The organism is Agromyces ramosus (genome assembly GCF_030817175.1).
Lineage (GTDB): Bacteria > Actinomycetota > Actinomycetes > Actinomycetales > Microbacteriaceae > Agromyces > Agromyces ramosus_A.
Genome location: NZ_JAUSYY010000001.1, coordinates 935,176 through 954,831, shown reverse-complemented (window position 1 = coordinate 954,831; position 19,656 = coordinate 935,176). Strand labels below are relative to the sequence as shown.

The following is a 19,656-nucleotide window of genomic DNA, read 5'->3' as shown; positions in this document are numbered from 1 at the left end:
GGTTGCTCCGCGGCTACGCGCGCGGCTTCAGTCGCACCGTCGGCAGCTCGGGCGCCGGGAGCGGCGCGCCGTCGTACCCCTCGACCGTGCCGAAGCGGCCGTCGGGGTTGTCACGTCCGATGACGTCGGCCTGCCACTGCCGGCGGAACTCCACGATCTCGTCGTGGCTGCGGCCGATGAAGTTCCACCACATCACGAGCTCCTCGCCGAACGGCACGCCGCCGAGGAGCACGACGCGGGTCGGCGCGTCTCCCGCGCGAAGCGTGAGCCGGTGCCGGCCGGCCTCGAGGTACGCGAGTTCCGACCAGCCGACGGCCGTCGCGGCATCCGTGCCGTCGGAGTCTGCCGCGACCGTGAGGGCCCCGGTGTCGACGAGCACGCCGTGCTCGAACGCGGGATCGAGCTCGAGGTCGACCGATGCGCCCGCGGGCAGGTCGAGTTGCGCGCCGAGGAGTGGTGAGAACACGGTGACGGATGACTCGGGCGCCACGCCGCCCGCGAGCGCGCCGACGAACACGCGCACGGTCGCGCCGCCGATGCCGACCGGCGTCGTGTCGGCGTGCTCGAAGAACGGACCGACGTGCCTCGAGGCCTCGGGCAGTGCCACCCAGAGCTGGACGCCGTGCAGCCGCGTGGTTCCCGGAGTCGACACCTCGGAGTGCGAGATGCCGCGCCCCGCGGTCATGAGGTTGACCGCGCCGGGACGCACGAGCGCATGGCTGCCGGCGCTGTCGCGGTGCTCGATCTCGCCTTCGAAGAGCCAGCTCACCGTCTGGAGGCCGGTATGGGGGTGCGGGGGCACGACCATGCCGCCCGACTCCGCGACATCGTCGGGACCGTAGTGGTCGGCGAAGCACCAGGCGCCGATCGTGGTTCGGCCGCGCTGGGGGAGGGTGCGGCGCACGTTCATCGCGCGCGGGCCGCCGAGGGGGACGTCGCGCGGGGCGAGCACGTGCACGACCGGGCCGGAGGGAATCTCGGGCGGGCAGAGCAGCTCGACCGGGTCGCGTTCCAGGTTGCTCATGTCGGCAGCCTAGTCGCGGATTCCGTCGCTGGAGCGTCTCGAACGCACGGCTGATCCGCGCGACCCGGGCGGTGCGGAGCAGCGTGCCGATCGGGGCCGAGCCGCTAGCATTGCGGCATGGTTTCCTCCGTGCGCTTCCGCCGTGCCGGCCTCGTGGCTGCGGCCCTGGCCTCCGTCTTCCTCCTGGCCGGGTGCGCGCCCGGCACGAGTCCCGTCGACAACTACCCGGGCATGCCGGCGCCCGAGCACGAGCCCGACGGCACCGCAGCCGAAGAGGAGCACGAGAACGAGGAGGGCGAGCCGGTCGCGGCCTGGCTCGAAGACGGCGGCAAGCTCGCGGTGACCATCTGGGGCAGCTCGACGTGCCCGCAGGTCGGCCGCGACATCCGCGTGCTCGAGCCCGCCCACGAGGGCAATGCGGTCGCCATCGACCTCGTCGAGCGTCCTGAAGACGAGGTCTGCACCATGGATCTCGTGCCCCACACCACCGTGTTCTGGACCCCGCAAGACGTCACGACCACGAAGCCGCTGATGGTCGAGGTCGCCGGCACCACCGTCGAGGTCCCGATCAAGTAGACCGAGAGCGGCGAACGACGAGCAGGTCGCCGACCTCGCACTCGAGCGCATCGCAGATGGCCTGCAGGGTCGAGAAGCGGATGGCCCGCGCGCGGTCGTTCTTCAGCACGCTGAGGTTCACGACGCTCACGCCGACGAGCTCGGCGAGCCGCGTGAGGGTCATGCCCCGCGCCTCGAGGAGCTCGTCGAGGCGGCAGTGCAGGTCGGATGCCTCGTCGGGCTCGGCCGGTGCCATCAGACGAGCCCCTCGGTGTCGCGTCGCATCCGCTCGCCGATCGTGAACACGACGGTGGCGAGCGCCGCGATGAACGCGAGGAGGAGGAACGGTGCGAGCTCGACGGCCATCACCACGTTGTCGAACGTGTTGTCGCTGATCTCGGCGAACGCGCCGTTGGCGGCCATGTTGGCGAGGAACGGCACCGCGGCGTAGCCGAAGAGGCCGGTGAAGCCCGCGGTCGTCACGAGCCGGGTGCTGCGGCGGCTGAAGACCTCGCCGCGCATGACCGACCAGCCGAGCCTCACGAGGCAGGTGATGACCACGATGACGGTGGTGGCGGCGACGACCTGCTCTGCGACGAGCGAGACGAGGGAGAAGGTCGGGAGCGTCTCGGCGGTGATCGAGGCGCGGTCGAGGATCACCGGCAGCGGGGCTCCGCCGGGTCCGATGGGCGCCTCGGCGGCGGTGCCGGAGAACTCCGCGAGTACCTGCACGTCACGGTTCGGCAGGACCTCGACGATGCGCAGCACGGCGGACACGACCGCCGCGACGGCGATGACCGCTCCGGCGGCGAGGAAGGTCCACATGGCGGCGAGGTCGCTCCGGCTCGGTCGGTACAGCGGTGTGGTGGTGGTCATTGCGTACTCCATAACGAATATCGATAACAACGAATATCGATATGGTAGGTCGATCGCGTGGCCTGGTCAAGCGGGGCCCGGCGCAAGAACTCCCGCCCGGAGGCATCCGTCAATCCCCACTCCTCGCGCTGCGCCCACGGCGAACAGGGGCCCATCTCGCATCTGCGTTGTTTACGCTCGATGTATCGACGCCCCCAACCCAGTGGAGCGTGAGGAGTAGAGCATGTTCGAGAGATTCACCGACCGAGCCCGTCGTGTCGTCGTCCTGGCCCAAGAAGAGGCCAAGATGCTCAACCACAACTACATCGGCACCGAGCACATCCTGCTCGGTCTCATCCACGAGGGTGAGGGCGTCGCCGCCAAGGCGCTCGAGTCGCTGGGTATCTCGCTCGATGCCGTGCGCGAGCAGGTGCAGGACATCATCGGCCAGGGCCAGCAGCAGCCGACGGGACACATCCCGTTCACGCCGCGCGCCAAGAAGGTGCTCGAGCTCTCGCTCCGCGAGGCGCTGCAGCTCGGCCACAACTACATCGGCACCGAGCACATCTTGCTCGGGCTCATCCGCGAGGGTGAGGGCGTGGCCGCGCAGGTGCTCGTGAAGCTCGGCGCCGACCTCAACCGCGTGCGCCAGCAGGTCATCCAGCTCCTCTCCGGGTACCAGGGCAAGGAGCAGGTGCAGGTCGGCGCGAACGACCAGGCCCAGCCCCAGGGCGGCTCGCAGATCCTCGACCAGTTCGGCCGCAACCTCACGCAGGCCGCTCGCGAGTCGAAGCTCGACCCGGTGATCGGGCGCGAGAAGGAGATCGAGCGGGTCATGCAGATCCTCTCGCGCCGTTCCAAGAACAACCCCGTGCTGATCGGCGAGCCGGGCGTCGGCAAGACGGCCGTCGTCGAGGGCCTCGCGCAGGCGATCGTCAAGGGCGAGGTTCCCGAGACGCTCAAAGACAAGCAGCTCTACTCGCTCGACCTCGGCTCGCTCATCGCCGGCTCGCGCTACCGCGGTGACTTCGAGGAGCGCCTGAAGAAGGTCACGAAGGAGATCCGCACCCGCGGAGACATCATCGTCTTCATCGACGAGATCCACACCCTCGTCGGTGCCGGAGCCGCAGAGGGTGCCATCGACGCGGCCTCGATCCTGAAGCCGCTCCTCGCCCGTGGTGAGCTGCAGACGATCGGTGCGACCACGCTCGACGAGTACCGCAAGCACTTCGAGAAGGATGCCGCGCTCGAGCGCCGCTTCCAGCCGATCCAGGTCGCCGAGCCGAGCCTGCCCCACACGATCAACATCCTGAAGGGGCTGCGCGACCGCTACGAGGCGCACCACAAGGTGTCCATCACCGACGGTGCGCTCGTGGCCGCGGCGAACCTCGCCGATCGCTACGTCTCCGACCGGTTCCTGCCCGACAAGGCGATCGACCTGATCGACGAGGCCGGCGCACGCCTGCGCCTCTCGATCCTCTCGAGCCCGCCCGAGCTGCGCGAGTTCGACGAGAAGATCGCCGTCGTGCGCGCCGCGAAGGAAACCGCGATCGAAGAGCAGGACTTCGAGAAGGCCGCTTCGCTCCGCGACGAGGAGAAGCAGCTGCTCGGCGAGCGCCTGCGCCTCGAGAAGCAGTGGAAGTCGGGCGACGTGAAGACGACCGCGGTCGTCGACGAGGGCCTGATCGCCGAGGTGCTCGCACAGGCCACCGGCATTCCCGTCTTCAAGCTCACCGAAGAGGAGTCGTCGCGACTCGTCTTCATGGAGAAGGCCCTGCACGAGCGCGTCATCGGCCAGGAGGAGGCCATCTCGGCCCTCGCCAAGACGATCCGCCGCACGCGCGCCGGCCTGAAGGACCCGAAGCGCCCCTCGGGCTCGTTCATCTTCGCCGGCCCCACCGGCGTCGGCAAGACCGAGCTCGCCAAGGCCCTCGCGGAGTTCCTCTTCGACGACGAGGCCGCGATGATCTCGCTCGACATGTCGGAGTACGGCGAGAAGCACACGGTCTCGCGACTCTTCGGCGCCCCTCCCGGGTTCGTCGGCTTCGAAGAGGGCGGCCAGCTCACCGAGAAGGTTCGTCGCAAGCCGTTCAGCGTCGTGCTCTTCGACGAGATCGAGAAGGCGCACCCCGACATCTTCAACTCGCTCCTCCAGATCCTGGAAGAGGGCCGGTTGACCGATGGCCAGGGTCGCGTGGTCGACTTCAAGAACACGGTCATCATCATGACGACCAACCTCGGCACCAAAGACATCTCGGGCGGCCCCGTCGGCTTCCAGCTCGAGGGTGACCCCCGCACGGGCTACGACCTCATGCGGGGCAAGGTGAACGAGGAGCTGAAGAAGCACTTCAAGCCCGAGTTCCTGAACCGTGTCGACGAGATCATCGTGTTCCCGCAGCTCTCGAAGCCCGAGCTGCTGCAGATCGTCGACCTCTTCATCAAGCGACTGAGCGAGCGCATGCTCGACCGCGACATGACGGTCGAGCTCACGCAGTCGGCGAAGGAGCGCCTCATCGAGGTCGGCTTCGACCCGGCGCTCGGCGCCCGGCCGCTGCGCCGTGCGGTGCAGCACGAGGTCGAAGACCGCCTCTCGGAGAAGATCCTGCACGGCGAGCTCAACTCGGGCGACCACGTGCACGTCGACTTCCGCGACGGCGAGTTCTTCTTCACCACGACTCAGCGGGCGCTGCCCGTCGGCGTCGGCGTGAACACGAACGCGGCGATCGGCACCGGTCCGGTGAGCCCCGACCTCGCTGCGGCCTCGGGCGAGTGACCTGACGACCACGAGTACCTCACGAACCGAGGGGCGGATGCTGCGGCATCCGCCCCTCGGTCGTTCCCATACGATGAACGGATGACCGAGTTCTCCGTGCGACGGGCCCGCACGAGCGATGTGCCGAGGATCGTCGAGCTCGTGGAGCCGCTCGTGCAGCGACGCATCCTGCTCGGCAAGGAGCGCGTCGACCTCTACGGCTCGGTGCAGGAGTTCCGCGTCGCGGAGACCCCCGACGGCCGCCTCATCGGCGCGGGCGCGTTGCACGTGATGTGGGAGGATCTCGGCGAAGTGCGCACGCTCGCCGTCGACGAGGCGTGGCTCGGACACGGCGTCGGTCACGCGCTGCTCGAGGCGCTCGAGCACGAGGCGCGTGAGCTCGGCCTCTCGCGGCTGTTCTGCCTCACGTTCGAGGTCGCCTTCTTCGACCGGCACGGCTTCGAGGACATGGGCCACGAGACGGTCGATCCCGCGGTGTACGCGGAGCTCGTGCGATCGCACGACGAGGGCGTCGCCGAGTTCCTCGACCTCGCGAGGGTCAAGCAGAACACGCTCGGCAACACCCGCATGCTGAAGCTTCTCTGAACGCTCGCTCGGCGCGCCGCGCCGATGCCCGGGGCGGCGGCATCCCGGTCGTACCCTGTGAGCATGTCGACGAACCCCACACCGGCCGGGCGGCAGTCGCCGCAGGTGTACCGGCGTCGTCGGCTGGTGGTGTTGATCGGACTCGTCGCCGTCATCGTGGCCGTCGTCCTCATCATCGTGCGCCCCGGTGCGAGCCAGGGCGACGAGAGCGGTGCGAGCACCTCGCCCTCGCCGAACCCCGCGACGGCCACCCCCGACCCGACGACGATTCCGACCGAAACCACGGCCGTCGACGGCGACCCGTGTTCGCCCGAGAAGATCCTCGTCGAGGCTGTCACCGACAAGTCCGCGTACGAGGCCGCCGAGCAGCCGCAGCTCTCGGTGACGATCACCAACACCGGCAAGAACGTCTGCGTGCTGAATGCCGGAACCGCACAGCAGGTCTTCACGATCACGAGCGGCGAGGAACTCTACTGGACGTCGACCGACTGCCAGCTCGACCCGATCGACGCGGAGGTGTCGCTCACTCCAGGCACGCCGATCAGCTCGAGCGTGCCGATCGTCTGGGACCGCACCCGTTCGAGCCCGGAGACGTGCAGCGGGCCGCGCGAGACGGTTCCGGCGGGCGGCGCGTCGTATCACCTCGACGTGTCGGTCGACGGCTTCGAATCCGCGACTTCGAAGCAGTTCCAGCTCTACTAGCGAGCCGGTGCGAGTTCGGGTACGACGTCGCGCGCGGGCCACGCATGGTAACGGCCGGTTCTCGATGTCGCCACCCCCTTGTCGCTCCGAGTGGGCCGGCGTTTCGTGGCACCTGGCGATACATCCGGTCGCCGACAGGGGTGATCAACCCGGTCGCCCCACACAAGGAGGTAATGATCATGAGTACCCGGACGAACGCAGCCGCGGCAACCGCACTCGCAGGAGCGCTGCTCCTCAGTGTCGGGCTGGCCGCTCCGGCAAACGCCCAACCTCAGGTGCAGGACGGCCTTGTGAATGTCGCAATCGGAGATGTCACGATTCTGGAAGACGTCAACATCGGCGTTGCTGCCCAGATCGCGGCGAACGTCTGTGGGCTGAAGGTCGGCCCGATCGCTGTGCTCGCACGAACGGTCGACCGTTCGGGTGAGACCACGACGGTCTGCGAGACCGGCGAACAGACGGTGGACCTCATCCAGAACTGATGTTCGACACTGGGCCTCGATGAGGCTGTACTGCGCCGCGCTTCGCCCATCGCCTCTGGCGGTGGGCGAAGCGTTGTCCCGTTGTCGAGGCGAGCGACGCCCTGGATGACACGGGTCAGCCTGCCCTCGGCGCGGTGCTCGAGTGCGGGTAGCCGGCGAATGCGGGGGCGGTGCCCTTCGGCGGGTCGAAGCGCACGAGCTCGTTGGCGCGCTCGAGTGACGGCGCCGACGCCATGAGCTGTTGCTCGGCGGGGTCGAGCGCCCAGCGGATGACGAGGAAGACGGCGCCGCGCTTGACGTCGCGAAACCGTCGGATGATGGCCTTCGGCACGGCCGGGTCATTGCGCATGCACAGCCACGTGTCGCCGTCGTACCTGATCGGCTTCGGAAGATGACTGCTGGTCAACGGGTGCTCCTTCGAAGGGAGCGCGCCGGCCCGCGCGGGTATGCATCGATTCTACGAGGACCCCGCCGACACGACCCTGCGTGCCGATCGGGAAGAGATGACGAGGAGTGAGCCGGCGCCGTGGGGTCAACGAGAACGCCGTCGTCTTCGTCGACACCTCGGACCCTCACGGTCCGGCTCAGGACAGCTTAGGTCCCTTTCGGCAGGGTTCCGCACCACCGACGGGCGGGTTCGCCGGGAGCGGATGCCGCCGGCCACGGGGCATCCGCTCGGTACCCTTGAGGCATGGCAGGCAAGGCACGACGGAAGCAGGCTCCCGAACCCGTGGAGTTCCGCTCGCAGGCGCTCGCGGAGGCGCTCGAGCGTCAGGACATCGCGGCCGTCGCGCTCGCGCTGCGGCACGGCAACACCGTCGTGCCGCTCGTGAAGCCCGGCCCGCGCGACGCGCCACTCGATGGAGGCGAGGTGTGGACGTACCGCGATCCCAAGACCGGTGAGGTCGCGCTGCTGCTCTTCAGCGATGCCGCGAACAAACCCGCCAACCTGCCGCCCGCGGTGGGCCTGCAGAGTCCGGCATGGCTGCGGTCGTTCCTCAAGCGATACGAGTCGACGATCACGACGGTGTTCCTCGACATCGCCGGGCCGCACCCGATGCAGGCGCCGCCCGGCGAGTTGCTCCGCGCACTCGAGGCGTAGCGCGGGCCCCCCACCTCAGAATGCGGCGTCGAGTTCGCGCTCGCGAGCGCCGGATGACATGAGCATCGCCTGCTCGACCGCCGAGCGGACGCTGCCGGCGGCGACGTCGAGGATCGTCGTGTAGCCGAGCCGCCGCGCTTCGGCCCCGCGCTGCTTCGCCGAGGTGACGGGGCGCACTTCGCCCGCGAGGCTGATCTCGCCGAACGCGGCCAGCTCGTGCGGCACCGCCCGGTCGCGCATGGCCGAGGCGATGGCCACGGCGATGGCGAGGTCGGCCCCGGGTTCGGCGAGACGCACGCCGCCGACGGTCGACACGTAGACGTCGTGCTCGCCGAGCTGGCGGAGACCCGCGCGCCGCTCGAGCACGGCGATGATCATGGCGACCCGCGAGGGGTCGACGCCGTTGACGACGCGGCGCGGCTGGGGTGCCTTCGTGGCGACGACGAGCGCCTGCACCTCGACGGGGAGAGCGCGACGGCCCTCGAGGGCGACGGTGACGCACGTGCCGCTCACCTCGCTGCGGCCGCTCGAGAGGAAGAGGCCCGAAGGGTCGGGCACCTCGGCGATGCCGTCGCCGGTCATCTCGAAGCATCCGACCTCGTCGGTGGGGCCGAAGCGATTCTTGAGTGCGCGCACGAAGCGGAGTGCGGTCTGCCGGTCGCCCTCGAACTGGCAGACGACGTCGACGAGGTGTTCGAGCAGCCGGGGACCGGCGATCGAGCCGTCTTTCGTGACGTGCCCGACGAGGAGCACCGGCAGCTCACGCTCTTTCGCGACCCGGATGAGCGTCGACGCGACCTCGCGCACCTGGCTCGGCTGGCCGGGCAGCCCGTCGGACAGCGACGACGACACGGTCTGCACGGAGTCGACGATCAGGAGCTCGGGGGAGATCGCGTCGACCTGCCCGAGGATGGTGGCGAGGTCGGTCTCGGCGGCGAGGTAGAGCTCGCCGTGGAGCGCGCCCGTGCGGCCGGCTCGCAGCCGCACCTGGGCGACGGACTCTTCGGCGGTGACGTAGAGCACCCGACGGCCGGTGGCCGCGACGCGCGCCGCGACCTCGAGCAGCAGCGTCGACTTGCCGACGCCCGGCTCGCCGGAGAGGAGGATGGCCGCGCCCGCGACGATGCCGCCGCCGAGCACGCGGTCGAACTCGCCGATGCCGGTCGGGCGGTGCGCCGCGTCGCTGTTCTCGACGACCTGGGTGATCGGCTTCGCCGTGCGAGCCTCGCCGAGCTGCACGGCCTGGACCGCGCGCACGATGCCGGTGGCCGCAGCCACGTCGACGACCGTGCCCCATTGCTGGCACTCGCTGCACCGGCCGACCCACTTGACGGTGCTCCACCCGCACTCGGTGCAGCGGAAGGTGGAGACGGGTCGGGCCATGCCCCGAGACTAGCGGCGGCCTCCGACAGCGACGACGTCCGCGCCGAGGACCGCGGATTCGGCGGCCGACAGCTCCGCGGCCCGCTCCGTCACGGCCGGCCGGAACGCCTCTGCCCACACCGCGTAGCCACGGTCGTTCGGGTGGAACATGTCGTGTGCGAACTGGGTCAGGATGCCGCGCAGTCCCTGCCGGCGGGTCGTCGCGTGCAGCGGCGCCACCGTCAGTCCGTGCTCCCGGGCGGCGGCACGGAGCATCCGATTCGCCTCGGCCACCTTGCGTTCGTTGTGCGGCAGGTGGAAGCATGGCAGGTCGGCGACGACGGCGTGCGCCGGCAGCTCGCTGAAGATCGCGCGGATGTTGCGGTCGAACCCGGCCGGGTCCCAGTCGGCGATGTCGTTGGCTCCGATGGAGACCGTGACGATGTCGGGTTCGAGGCGCCGGAAGCGGGGGAGCTGGTCGCGCACCGCGAGGGCGGTCGTCGCGCCCGAGACGCTGAGGTTCACGACCCGCACGCTTCGCCCGGTCGAGGCGCGCAGGCCGTCTGCCAGTACGCCCACGTAGCTGCGATCGGGTGCCGACGCGCCGATGCCCTGCGCGGCGCTGTCGCCGATCGCGACGTACAGCAGCTCGCCCTGGGCAGCCGCGTGGTCGCGCCACCACTTCGAGTGCACGGGCAGGGTCTCGTTGAGCGTCGACCGGCGCTCCAGCACGCGCTCCCGGAACGGGCGCAGCCCGAGGCTTCCGAGCACGGTGGATGCCGCGAGCCGGGCGCCCGCCGCGATTCCGGGTGCCGGCGCGTCCAACGGCACCGCGGGAGCGGTGCGGGCGGGTGCGGTCGACGTGGTCACGAGGCGAAGCTAGACCTCCTGACTTCGAGGACGCTGCACACCGGCTGTGCGTCGGCTGGGGCATCCGCTCGTTTTGGCGAGGGCGTCGACGTCGTCTAAGATCGTCCTCGGTACCGTGTCCGAGCGGCCGAAGGTGCAACTCTCGAAAAGTTGTGTGGGTGAAAGCCCACCGTGGGTTCAAATCCCACCGGTACCGCCACGTGAACAGCCCCCGCATCTTCGGATGCGGGGGCTTCTTCGTTGCATCGTCGAGGGGATCCCTCCCTAGCCTCAGACGGTCGGGTCGAGCAGACTGTCGACATGGCTGATCGAGTGCTGCCCTCGTGGGTCGACGGTCCGAGTCGCGACGCCGTCATCGGATTCGTCGAGTCCGTCGCGACAGGACCCCGAGCCGTTCCCGTCGAAGAGCGGGTCGCGGTGTTCGACAACGACGGCACGCTCTGGACCGAGAAGCCGATGCCCACGCAGCTGCACTTCGTGCTCGGCGAGTGGGCGCGCGCCGCCGCTGCCGAGCCGTCGCTCGCCGAACGGCAGCCGTACACGGCTGCCGTGACGGGCGACTACTCGTGGCTCGGCGAGGCGGTCGACAAGCACTACGCCGGGGACGACTCCGACGTTCCGATCCTCTTCGGCGCCATCGCCGAGGTGACCGGCCAGGCGAACGTCGAGGACTATGCGGCATCCGTCGCCGCGTTCTTCCAGGGGGCATCGCACCCGACCCTCGGCCGCCCGTATGCCGAGACGGTGTACCTCCCGATGGTCGAGTTGCTGCGCTACCTCGAGGCGCACGGCTTCACGAACTACATCGTCTCGGGCGGCGACCGCGACTTCATGCGAGCGATGACGATGGAGGCCTACGGCATCCCGCCCGAGCGGGTCATCGGATCGGCGCTCGGCCTCAGCTACGACGACGAGACCGGGCACGTGCGGTACGGCACGGCGTTCGCGCTCCTCGACGACGGTCCAGAGAAGCCGGTGCGCATCTGGAGCCGGATCGGCCGGCGTCCGATCCTCGCCGCGGGCAACAGCAACGGCGACGTGCCGATGCTGCGCTTCGTGCAGGGGCATCCGCGGAGCCTGAGCCTGCTGATCCACCATGACGACGACACGGGCCGGGGCGACGCCCCGTACGACACGGGCGTCGAGCAGGCGCTCGCCGCGGCATCCGATCACGACTTCACCGTCGTGAGCGTGAAGAGCGACTGGAGCGCGGTCTTCCCCGACCCGGCCGCCGGCTGACTCCGGTCAGATCAGGCTGTTCGACTCGCTGACGTACTCGTCGCCGCGTGCACGGCGCTCCGCCATGCTCCCGTGGCGAGCGATGAGGTACACGACGGCGGAGAGGAACGGAACGAACACGAGGAACACCCCCAGAGGGCTTTGGCGACCCCGCTGAGGGAATCGTCGCGGAAGACGTCGATTCGGCAAGTGGCCGGCACGTCTCGATCGCCCCAACGCGATCCATATGGCGTTTCCGACATGTGGGGATGCCGCGTCGTGCATCACGCGTGCCGATTGCGGGATGGCCCCCGAACTGGGGCGAGACGTATGCCGTTCTGGTTCCGAATCGCCATTGACGCTCGCGCTCGGCCCGGCGTACTGTCGCGGCTGGGACTTCTCACCTGACCCGCTGATCGCACCCTGATCCGTCGGTATCCCCCATGGGAAGCGCTCGCGCACACTGGGCACCATCGGACTCACAGGAAGATGCAATGCGATCGCACGCGCTGGGGAGCATGACGAAGCGGGCTGGAACCGCCGCCGTCGCGCTGTTCACCGCGCTCGCCGTGGGTCTTCCGGCCACGGGCCCCGCCGCGGCGGTCGCGATGGCCGATCCGGCCGCGAGCGAGGTCGCCGTACCCATCACGCTCACGACCGAGCAGCTCATCGAACTGCTCGAGAACGGTGAGCACCAGGACGCTCCCGACATCGGGTCCGCACCCGGCACCGGCGTCATCACCGATGGCGACCTCTGGGCGGCCGCCGGCACTGCCGCGGCTCAATGGCCCGGCTGGGACGTCGGCTCGGCAGCGCTCTACCTCGAAGACCTTCCGGGCGCGACCCTCGCGGTCACCTCGGGCAACAGCGTCGCCGTCGACCCGGATGCCGCCGGCTGGGGCTGGTCGGCGTACGGCGGCGCGATGGACCTCGTCACGGTGCTCGCCCACGAGTTCGGCCATGTCGCCGGCTTCGGCGACATCGAAGGCGGCTCGGACCTGATGAGCCGCGTGCTCGGCCCGGGCGAGCAGCGCTGGAACAGCGACGACCGGATGTACCCGCCGGAGCCCGCACCGGCGCCCGAGCCCGCACCGGCGCCCGAGCCCGCACCGGCCCCGGCGCCCGAGCCCCTCGCTCCGGCCCCTGGCCCTGCCGCACCGGCACCCGATGCTGCCGCTACGCCGACGGACCCCGCGACCACGCCTGCCGCAGCGGGCGACCCCGTAGCCACGACGACCACCACCACGACCGCTGCGACCACGACGGCGGATGCCTCCGAGAACGCCGCTGAGGCCGCGGCATCCGCGCCCCGTGTCCGGCCCGCCGGTCGCCGACCCCGCCGTGTGGCAGCTCGCGATGTCGGGTACCTCAGCCACCCTCGTCTTCAACGCCGATGGCACCGTGACCTTCGGGACCGAGACGCGAAGCCTCGCGGGACTCACCGAGATCCGGGTCATCGGCACCAGCGGCGACGACGTCTTCACGCTCGACCGCTCAGCGCTCGACGCGGCCATCACCGTCGCGTTCGACGGCGCCGCCGGCTTCGACACGCTCGTCACCGTCGGCAACGGCAACGTGCTCTCGCTCCCGGCCGACGCGCACTCGGGCGTGCTGCACCTCGGCGCGACGACGGTCGTCTACGCGAACATCGAGCCGATCACGAACACGGGTACCGCGAGCGACATCGTCTTCACGCTGAGCGGGAGCGACGACGACGCGACGCTCACCGTCGTCGGGGGCAACCTGCAGCTGAGCGGCTCGACCTTCGAGACGACGATCTTCTCGTCGCCGACGGTCTCGCTCACGATCAACGGCGGCGACGGTCGCGACAAGATCACGATCATCGGCTCGCTCGAGCTCATCGGCGCGAAGCTCGTGATCAACGTCGAGGAGATCCTCGTCTCGTCTGGCGCCGCGATCACCGCCAAGGAGATCGTGCTGAACGCCGAGCAGGCGACGACCGGCGGTCCGGCGCTCGACCCCGATTGCCTGCTCACGCCGGCGACGCACTGCGCCGACGTCTCGGTCACGGTCGACGGCGCGACGCTGACCGCCGAGAAGATCACGCTGAACGCCGCGGCGAGCGTCGTGCCCGACGCGAGCCACGCGACCGCCTATGCGGTCATCGTGGACTCCAGCGCCGTCGTGAACGTCACCGGGGCATCCGTCGTGAATGCGACCGCGGGCGACGCCGTGCTCACCGCGAGCTCGACGGTCGGGCCCGTCACCCTCACGAAGAAGTACGGCGATGCCGCGATCGTCTTCTCCGACGCATCCGTCACCGTCGGCGGCTCGGCCGTGGTCACGGCGACCGGCAAGGTCACCCTCGCCTCGACCTCCACGGTCGACGTCGGCGCGACCCCCGGATCGGACGCCGCGAAGGACGAGGGCACCGCAGGATCCGACGGCAACGCGAGCTTCGATGCGGCGGTCGCCGTCATCACCGTCACCGCCAGCGCGATCAGCAAGGTCACCAACACGGCTCGCCTGGCCGTGACCGGAGCCCTCGAGGTGCTCGCGACGAACCACGCGACCCTCAACGGCGTCGCCGACGCGAAGGATGCCACGGCCGGCGCCGGCATCGCGGTCGTGCACCTGGACCAGACCACCGAGGCCGCGATCGACACGACGAACGCGACGGCGACGACGGCCGCCTCGCTCACGATGCTCGCCGAGCAGGTCGCCTCGCTCATCGCCTCCGCGAACGCCGGCAAGGGCGGCGCCACCCAGAACAACCAGAGCGCCAACGCCCCGAGCCGCGGCAACGGCCAGTCCTCGACCTCCGACGGCGCGATCGACGTGGCGGGCGCACTCGCCGTGTCGGTGCTCGACGCGTTCACGACGGCGCACATCATCGGCGCACGCGTCACCACGACCGGTGCGCAGAGCGTGAAGGCGACGGCGAAGAACACCGTGGTCACGACCGGCGACGCCGGCACCACTGACGGCAACGGCGGCGGAAGCGGCTTCGGCCTCGCGATCGGCGTCGCGATCAACATCATCGATCTCGTCACCGAGGCGTTCATCGGCGCCGGCGCGGTGCTCCAGGCGACGAGCGTCTTCGTCGAGGCCTCCGGCCCGGCGACCGGCGACTCGAGTTTCACGGCGACCTCGGTCTCGGGCAAGAAGTCGGGCGGCAGCGTGTCGATCGCCGGCTCGCTCGCGGTCAACTCGGTGACCGCCGCGACCGCCGCCGAGGTGCGCGGCGCAGGCAACTCCCTGAACAACGCGAACCTCAACCTCACGGCGACCGGCAACCACAAGAACGCGGCCAAGGCCACCTCGAAGCAGGACGGCGGCTCGGTCGGCGTCGGCGCCTCGGTCGCCATCAGCCTCGTCAACGTCGTCGTGAGGGCCGGGCTCGCCGCGGCATCCGCCATCACCGGGGTCAAGGGCCTGACGATCGACGCCACCACCCTCGACGACACGAAGACCGAGACCGAGGGCGGCGCCGGCGGCGGGTCGAGCGCCTCGCTCACGGGCGTCGCGAGCATCGCCGTGCACAACGTCCGCACCGCGGCATCCATCCTCGCCGGCGCCGCGCTCGCGACGAGCAGCTCGATCAGCGCGAAGGCAGACCAGACCGCGAAGGCGACCACGAGCGCGAAGGGCGCGACCACCGCGGGCAGCGGCGCGAGCCTCGCGGCCACGATCTCGTTCGCACTGACCTCGGCCGACCACGTCGTCGACTCCTCGATCTTCCGCAACGTCAACGCCGGCGGCGGCGTGAGCATGGCCGCCGACGGCACCTCGGTCACGTCGACGAGCGCGACCGCCAGCGCTGCGGCCGCCCCCGACCAGAACTCCGACTCCACCGGCAAGAACGCCAATCAGAAGTCGAACGACAAGCTCGGCAACGCCTCGAGCCGCTCGTCCGGCGGCGGCGACTCGACCACGCCCGACGCGAAGAACGAGGACGGCACCTCGGTGACCGTCGCCGCCGCGATCGCCTTCAACCTCGTCGACTCGACGACGACCTCGAAGCTCGGCCCGGCGGTCTCCCTCACGGCGACCGGTCCGGTGTCGTTCACGACCCGGAACAACACGGATGCCTCGGCCACCGCCGACGGCACGTCCACCGGCGCCACCTCGGTGGGCATCGGCGCGGGGCTGGCCGTGAACCGCGTGAAGCTCCTGAACGAGGCGAGCATCGGCGTCGCCTCGGCGGTCACCGCCAACGGACTCACCCTCAGCGCGACGATGCGACCCGTGGCAGCCGACTCCACGCACACCTTCGAGGCGATCGCCAAGGCCGGCGCCACCGACGGCAGCGGCACGCTCGGCATCGCCGGCGCGTTCGCGCTCAACCTCGTCGAGGCGACCACGCTCGGCGTGATCCACGGCGACCAGACGCCCGGCGCCGACCCGTCGGCCGACCCCGGCATCGCCATCACCGGCGGCGGAGCAGTGGCCCTCACGGCGGCGTCGCAGAGCAGCAACAAGGCCTCGGCCAAGGCGAGCCAGTCGGGCACCGGCACCGCCGGAATCGGCGCCGCCTTCGGCTTGAACCTCGTGACCTCCACCGTCTACGCGGGCATCGACCAGGTGGCCGACCCGACCCGCGGACCCCCGCTCACCGGTGCCGGCGCACTCACCATCACCGCCACCGAGAACATCACGTTCACCACGGAAGCGGAAGCCGGAGGAAAGAGCGGCACCGTCACCATCGTCCCGGCCATCGCGATCACCCTGGCCACCATCCGCACCAGCGCTTCGGTCGGCGCGAGCGGCACGACCCTCACCGCCTCGAGCGTCATCGCCCAGGCCACCCAGACCGTGAAGGCCGGCACCACCGCCAAGGGCGACACCAAGGCAGGGTCCACCGCCGGCATCGGCGTCTCGCTCGCACTCGCCGTCCTCGACAACGTCGTCGTCGACTCGGGCAGTGCTCGCAGCATCACCGCCACCGGCGCCGTCGCCTTCAACGCGACGCAGGCCGTCGAGGCCACCACGCTCGCCGAGGCATCCACGAAGGGTGCATCTCCCTCCGAGGGCTCGGGCGGGGGCGGCAAGGACGTCAACCAGAAGGCCGACGCCAACCTCGGCCAGGCGAACCAGACGCGCAACACGAACGGCGGCCAGACGTCGACGAGCTCCACCCCGAAGGCCGCCTCCAACGAGAACGGCGGCACCTCGGTCTCGATCGCCGGCGCCATCGCCATCAACGTCGTCGTCTCGACCTCGCGGACCTGGTTCGGCAACGGCGTCGTCATCTCGTCGGGCGGCGTGGTGACGCTGAAGTCGCTCGCGAACACGGATGTCTCGGCCAGCGCCAAGGGCGACTCGGCCACCGACGGGTCGGTGGGCATCGGCGCCGGCGTCGCCGTGAACGACGTGCGCATCATCAACCGGGCGGTCACGGGAACGGCGACCATCACCGGTACCGGACTCGTGCTCACCGCAGGGCTGGCGGGTGGCGACACCAACGACGTCATCCGCCGCTGGACCGGAACCGAGTGGAAGATCGTCGAAGAGGGCAAGGAACTGCCCGGACCGTCGAAGGACGACCTCGCCTACGTCAAGACCAACGGCGGCACCGGCGGCAACGACGGCATCTACAAGTTCAACGGGTCCGACTGGGTGCTCGACACCGACACCACGATCGCGAGCGGCGCGGCACTGCCCGGCTCGCCGGCGAACGGCGACTACTTCCTCCTCACGAGCGCCCGTGACGGCAAGCCCGCGAAGAGCGTCTGGAAGTACGACGGCAGCGCCTGGCAGTGGATCACCGCCGACGTCTACAACGAGAAGTCGGAGCTGCCGAAGGACAAGACCTCCGAGGGCGACTGGTTCCGGCTCACGGCGCAGGACGGCTCGAAGGCCCCCGGCTTCTACAAGCGCAACGGATCGCACGAGTGGATCCTCCAGGCCGGCGCCACCGTCACCGACGGCGATCGCTTCCCGGCGAGCCCGGCGGCCGACCAGCTGTTCCGCCTCTGGGAGCACGAGGTGACCGCGACCGCACGCGCGGGCGCGAGCAAGTCGGACGACGTCGGCATCGCCGGCGCACTCGCCATCAACATCCTCGACAACACGACCGAGGCGCTCCTCCAGCCCGGGGCATCGGCCACGCTCACGAGCGGCGCGATCACGATCTCGGCGCAGAGCAACGAGCGCGACCTCGCGAAGGCCACGAGCAAGGCCGAGGTCGGATCGGCGACCGGCGTCGGGGCATCCGTCGCCCTGCAGGTCATCGACGGCAGCGACGTGCGGGCCGAGGTCGAGAACGGCGCGGCACTCACTGGCGGATCGTCGCTCACGATCGACGCGTTCGGGTTCCGCGAGCTCCTCACCACCGCAGAGGGCGGCACCGCGGGCGGCACGGCGGTCACCCCGGTGGTCGCGCTCGTCGTGAGCGTCGACGACGACGTCACGGCCCGGCTCGGCACCTCGGGCACCGCCTACGTCGGAAGCGGCCCCGTGTCGGTGACCGCGACCCACCTCACTCGCGTCATCACCGAGGGCAACGCCGAGGCGGCCGGCAAGAGCACCGCCGTCGGTGCCGACCTCTCGATCAATGTCGTGGTCGGCTGGGACACGCTCGCCGAGATCGCGCGCAACACCACGGGCACCTCCGTCAGTGTGCTGGCCGTGTCCGACCTTCGCACCGAGGCGAAGGCGATCGCGAGCGCCAAGGGCGCCGAGGAGTCGGACTCGAGCGGCGACCAGAAGGCGAACGAGCAGGTCAACGGCAGCAACCCGAACACGCAGGGGACCTCGTCGAACACGGGGTCGATGCCCTCGTCGAACGGCGGCACCAACGGTTCGAACGGCGCGGGCGGCGCGAGCAGCCAGTCGGGCAGCCAGTCGGGAACGAGCAGCGGCACGACCGCGATCGCCGCAGCCGTCGCGGTGAACTGGACCGTCGCCGTCAGCACCGCCCGCATCGCGGCGAACGCCCACGTGACGGCCACGACCGGCGCGGTCACCGTGCGCTCGACGCTCTGGGCGCACGCCAAGGCCCTCGCGATGGGCTCGGCCATCGACCTCGAGTCGAGCGGGACCCGCGTCGGCGCGGCGATCGGCCTCAACGTGCAGGTCCTCACGAACCGGGCGACGATCGGCACCGACGCCGTCGTGAAGGGCCAGGCCGGCATCATCGTGGAGGCGACGACGCCGTCGGTCGCCGGCGTGCCGCAGCGCAATGAGTTCATCGTCTGGGGCTTCGCGGCCGGCGGCGGCAAGTCCACCTCCGTCGCCGGCAGTGCCGCCGTGCAGATCCTCCTCCTCTCAACCGAGGCGCTCGTCGGCCAGGGCGCCGAGCTCGACGCGGCGGCGGGCGGCATCACCGTTCGTGCCGAGCAGCTCATGGGCCTCCAGAACCTGGCCATCGCCGGGGCGCTCTCGACCGGCAACGACGCCGCGATCGGTGCGGCCTTCTCGGTCAACTACCTCGAGGTCGTCACGAAGGCGGCCATCGACTCGGCGACCGGCGCCGGCAGCGTCACGAAGGCGGATGCCTCGGGCGCGATCTCGGTCACGGCGAAGTCGACCCTGGTGCCCCTCGTGCCCGACGTTCCCGCGCCGCTGAAGGGCAAGATCGACTGGCTCACGCTCACCTCCGTGGCGATCGCCGGCGGAGCGAGCTCGGGCGGCGCTGCGGTCTCGGGCGCGTTCATCATCGAGATCTTCAACTTCGACACGCAGGCGTGGATCGGCAACGGCGCGCAGGTCAACCAGGAGGGCGCGATCGGCGGCGGCGGCCAGTCGGTCACCGTGCGCGCGCAGGACAGCATCACCGTCGACGACGTCGGCGGCACGCTCTCCCTCAGCCAGAGCTCGGCCAGTGTCGGCATCACGGTGATCGTCGTCGTCGCCAACTCCAACGTGCGCGCGTTCATCGGCGACTCCGCCGACGTGCGGGCCGGCGGCTCGGTCACGGTCGGCGCGGGCGCCACCGAGGACTGGTTCCTCCTCGCGATCGCGGGCGGCGTGAGCCTCAACTCGGTCGCGGTCACCGGCGCCGTGATCGTCTTCGTCTTCAACCAGGGCGGATCGAGCCCCAAGGTGCGCGCCCACATCGGCGCCGGCACCGACGTCCATGCACTCGGCGCGGTCAGCGTCACCGCGAGCCGCGAGATGGACGCGGACGTGGCTGCGGGAAACCTTGCGATCGGCGGCGGCTCAG

The 19,656-nt window shown here is 70.3% G+C and carries 16 protein-coding genes and 1 tRNA gene (1 of these 17 only partly in view); 9 read left to right on the top strand and 8 right to left on the bottom strand.

Features of this window, described 5'->3' with window-relative positions:
* Window positions 1-13 precede the first annotated feature (13 nt).
* Window positions 14-1,024 (bottom strand): pirin family protein, encoded by a 1,011-nt coding sequence (locus QFZ26_RS04475; RefSeq protein WP_307039647.1) that lies wholly within the window; start codon window positions 1,022-1,024, stop codon window positions 14-16.
* A 117-nt stretch (window positions 1,025-1,141) separates the two neighbouring features.
* Here QFZ26_RS04475 and QFZ26_RS04470 point away from each other — a divergent pair, with 117 nt between their 5' ends.
* On the top strand, window positions 1,142-1,600 hold the full coding sequence (locus QFZ26_RS04470) for a hypothetical protein (RefSeq protein ID WP_307039645.1): 459 nt from the start codon (window positions 1,142-1,144) through the stop codon (window positions 1,598-1,600).
* Here QFZ26_RS04470 and QFZ26_RS04465 read toward each other — a convergent pair.
* The gene (locus QFZ26_RS04465; RefSeq protein ID WP_307039643.1) at window positions 1,593-1,835 is read right to left on the bottom strand and encodes a helix-turn-helix domain-containing protein; all 243 of its coding nucleotides are present in this window, start codon (window positions 1,833-1,835) and stop codon (window positions 1,593-1,595) included. The two genes, QFZ26_RS04470 and QFZ26_RS04465, sit on opposite strands and share 8 nt — an antisense overlap.
* On the bottom strand, window positions 1,835-2,455 hold the full coding sequence (locus QFZ26_RS04460; protein WP_307039642.1) for a hypothetical protein: 621 nt from the start codon (window positions 2,453-2,455) through the stop codon (window positions 1,835-1,837). The genes QFZ26_RS04465 and QFZ26_RS04460 overlap by 1 nt, the downstream gene beginning before the upstream one ends.
* Before the next feature lie 223 nt (window positions 2,456-2,678).
* Between QFZ26_RS04460 and QFZ26_RS04455 the strand changes: the two genes are divergently transcribed.
* The 4 genes from QFZ26_RS04455 to QFZ26_RS04440 all read left to right on the top strand — a co-directional run bounded on the left by QFZ26_RS04455 (window position 2,679) and on the right by QFZ26_RS04440 (window position 6,976).
* The gene (locus QFZ26_RS04455) at window positions 2,679-5,207 is read left to right on the top strand and encodes an ATP-dependent Clp protease ATP-binding subunit (protein WP_307039640.1); all 2,529 of its coding nucleotides are present in this window, start codon (window positions 2,679-2,681) and stop codon (window positions 5,205-5,207) included.
* Between the two features lie 81 nt (window positions 5,208-5,288).
* Entirely contained in the window at window positions 5,289-5,792 is a 504-nt protein-coding gene (locus tag QFZ26_RS04450; RefSeq protein ID WP_307039637.1) for an amino-acid N-acetyltransferase, read from the top strand.
* A gap of 63 nt (window positions 5,793-5,855) precedes the next feature.
* Window positions 5,856-6,494 carry a hypothetical protein gene (locus QFZ26_RS04445; protein ID WP_307039635.1) on the top strand — a complete coding sequence of 213 codons (639 nt, stop codon included), beginning with the start codon at window positions 5,856-5,858 and terminating at the stop codon, window positions 6,492-6,494.
* A gap of 140 nt (window positions 6,495-6,634) precedes the next feature.
* Window positions 6,635-6,976 (top strand): hypothetical protein, encoded by a 342-nt coding sequence (locus tag QFZ26_RS04440; RefSeq protein WP_307039633.1) that lies wholly within the window; start codon window positions 6,635-6,637, stop codon window positions 6,974-6,976.
* A 115-nt stretch (window positions 6,977-7,091) separates the two neighbouring features.
* Here QFZ26_RS04440 and QFZ26_RS04435 read toward each other — a convergent pair whose 3' ends face one another.
* Window positions 7,092-7,382 carry a hypothetical protein gene (locus tag QFZ26_RS04435; RefSeq protein ID WP_307039631.1) on the bottom strand — a complete coding sequence of 97 codons (291 nt, stop codon included), beginning with the start codon at window positions 7,380-7,382 and terminating at the stop codon, window positions 7,092-7,094.
* A gap of 285 nt (window positions 7,383-7,667) precedes the next feature.
* Here QFZ26_RS04435 and QFZ26_RS04430 point away from each other — a divergent pair, with 285 nt between their 5' ends.
* Window positions 7,668-8,078: a dehydrogenase gene (locus QFZ26_RS04430; protein ID WP_307039629.1), complete on the top strand. Its 411-nt coding sequence runs from the start codon at window positions 7,668-7,670 to the stop codon at window positions 8,076-8,078.
* 15 nt (window positions 8,079-8,093) lie between these two features.
* Here the strand turns inward: QFZ26_RS04430 and radA are convergent, their stop codons facing one another.
* Entirely contained in the window at window positions 8,094-9,461 is a 1,368-nt protein-coding gene (radA, locus tag QFZ26_RS04425) for a DNA repair protein RadA (protein ID WP_307039627.1), read from the bottom strand.
* Between the two features lie 9 nt (window positions 9,462-9,470).
* Window positions 9,471-10,310 carry an SGNH/GDSL hydrolase family protein gene (locus QFZ26_RS04420; protein WP_307039625.1) on the bottom strand — a complete coding sequence of 280 codons (840 nt, stop codon included), beginning with the start codon at window positions 10,308-10,310 and terminating at the stop codon, window positions 9,471-9,473.
* Between the two features lie 109 nt (window positions 10,311-10,419).
* On the opposite strand from QFZ26_RS04420, the gene QFZ26_RS04415 reads away from it, so the two are divergent.
* Together QFZ26_RS04415 and QFZ26_RS04410 are read left to right on the top strand one after the other, a co-directional pair.
* Window positions 10,420-10,509, top strand: a tRNA-Ser gene (locus tag QFZ26_RS04415).
* A gap of 101 nt (window positions 10,510-10,610) precedes the next feature.
* A complete protein-coding gene (locus QFZ26_RS04410) occupies window positions 10,611-11,549 on the top strand; it encodes an HAD family hydrolase (protein WP_307039622.1) in 939 nt (312 codons plus the stop codon).
* Window positions 11,550-11,555: 6 nt separating this feature from the next.
* On the opposite strand, the gene QFZ26_RS18825 is transcribed toward QFZ26_RS04410, so the two are convergent.
* Together QFZ26_RS18825 and QFZ26_RS04400 are read right to left on the bottom strand one after the other, a co-directional pair.
* Window positions 11,556-11,678 (bottom strand): hypothetical protein, encoded by a 123-nt coding sequence (locus QFZ26_RS18825; protein WP_373460679.1) that lies wholly within the window; start codon window positions 11,676-11,678, stop codon window positions 11,556-11,558.
* 667 nt (window positions 11,679-12,345) lie between these two features.
* Window positions 12,346-12,789: a hypothetical protein gene (locus tag QFZ26_RS04400; RefSeq protein WP_307039620.1), complete on the bottom strand. Its 444-nt coding sequence runs from the start codon at window positions 12,787-12,789 to the stop codon at window positions 12,346-12,348.
* Window positions 12,790-12,839: 50 nt separating this feature from the next.
* Between QFZ26_RS04400 and QFZ26_RS04395 the strand changes: the two genes are divergently transcribed.
* Window positions 12,840-19,656, top strand: partial view of a hypothetical protein gene (locus QFZ26_RS04395; protein ID WP_307039619.1) — the 5' end (the start) only. It continues 21,416 nt past the right edge of the window; 6,817 of the gene's 28,233 nt are visible here — the first part of the coding sequence; the start codon lies at window positions 12,840-12,842; the stop codon falls past the right edge of the window.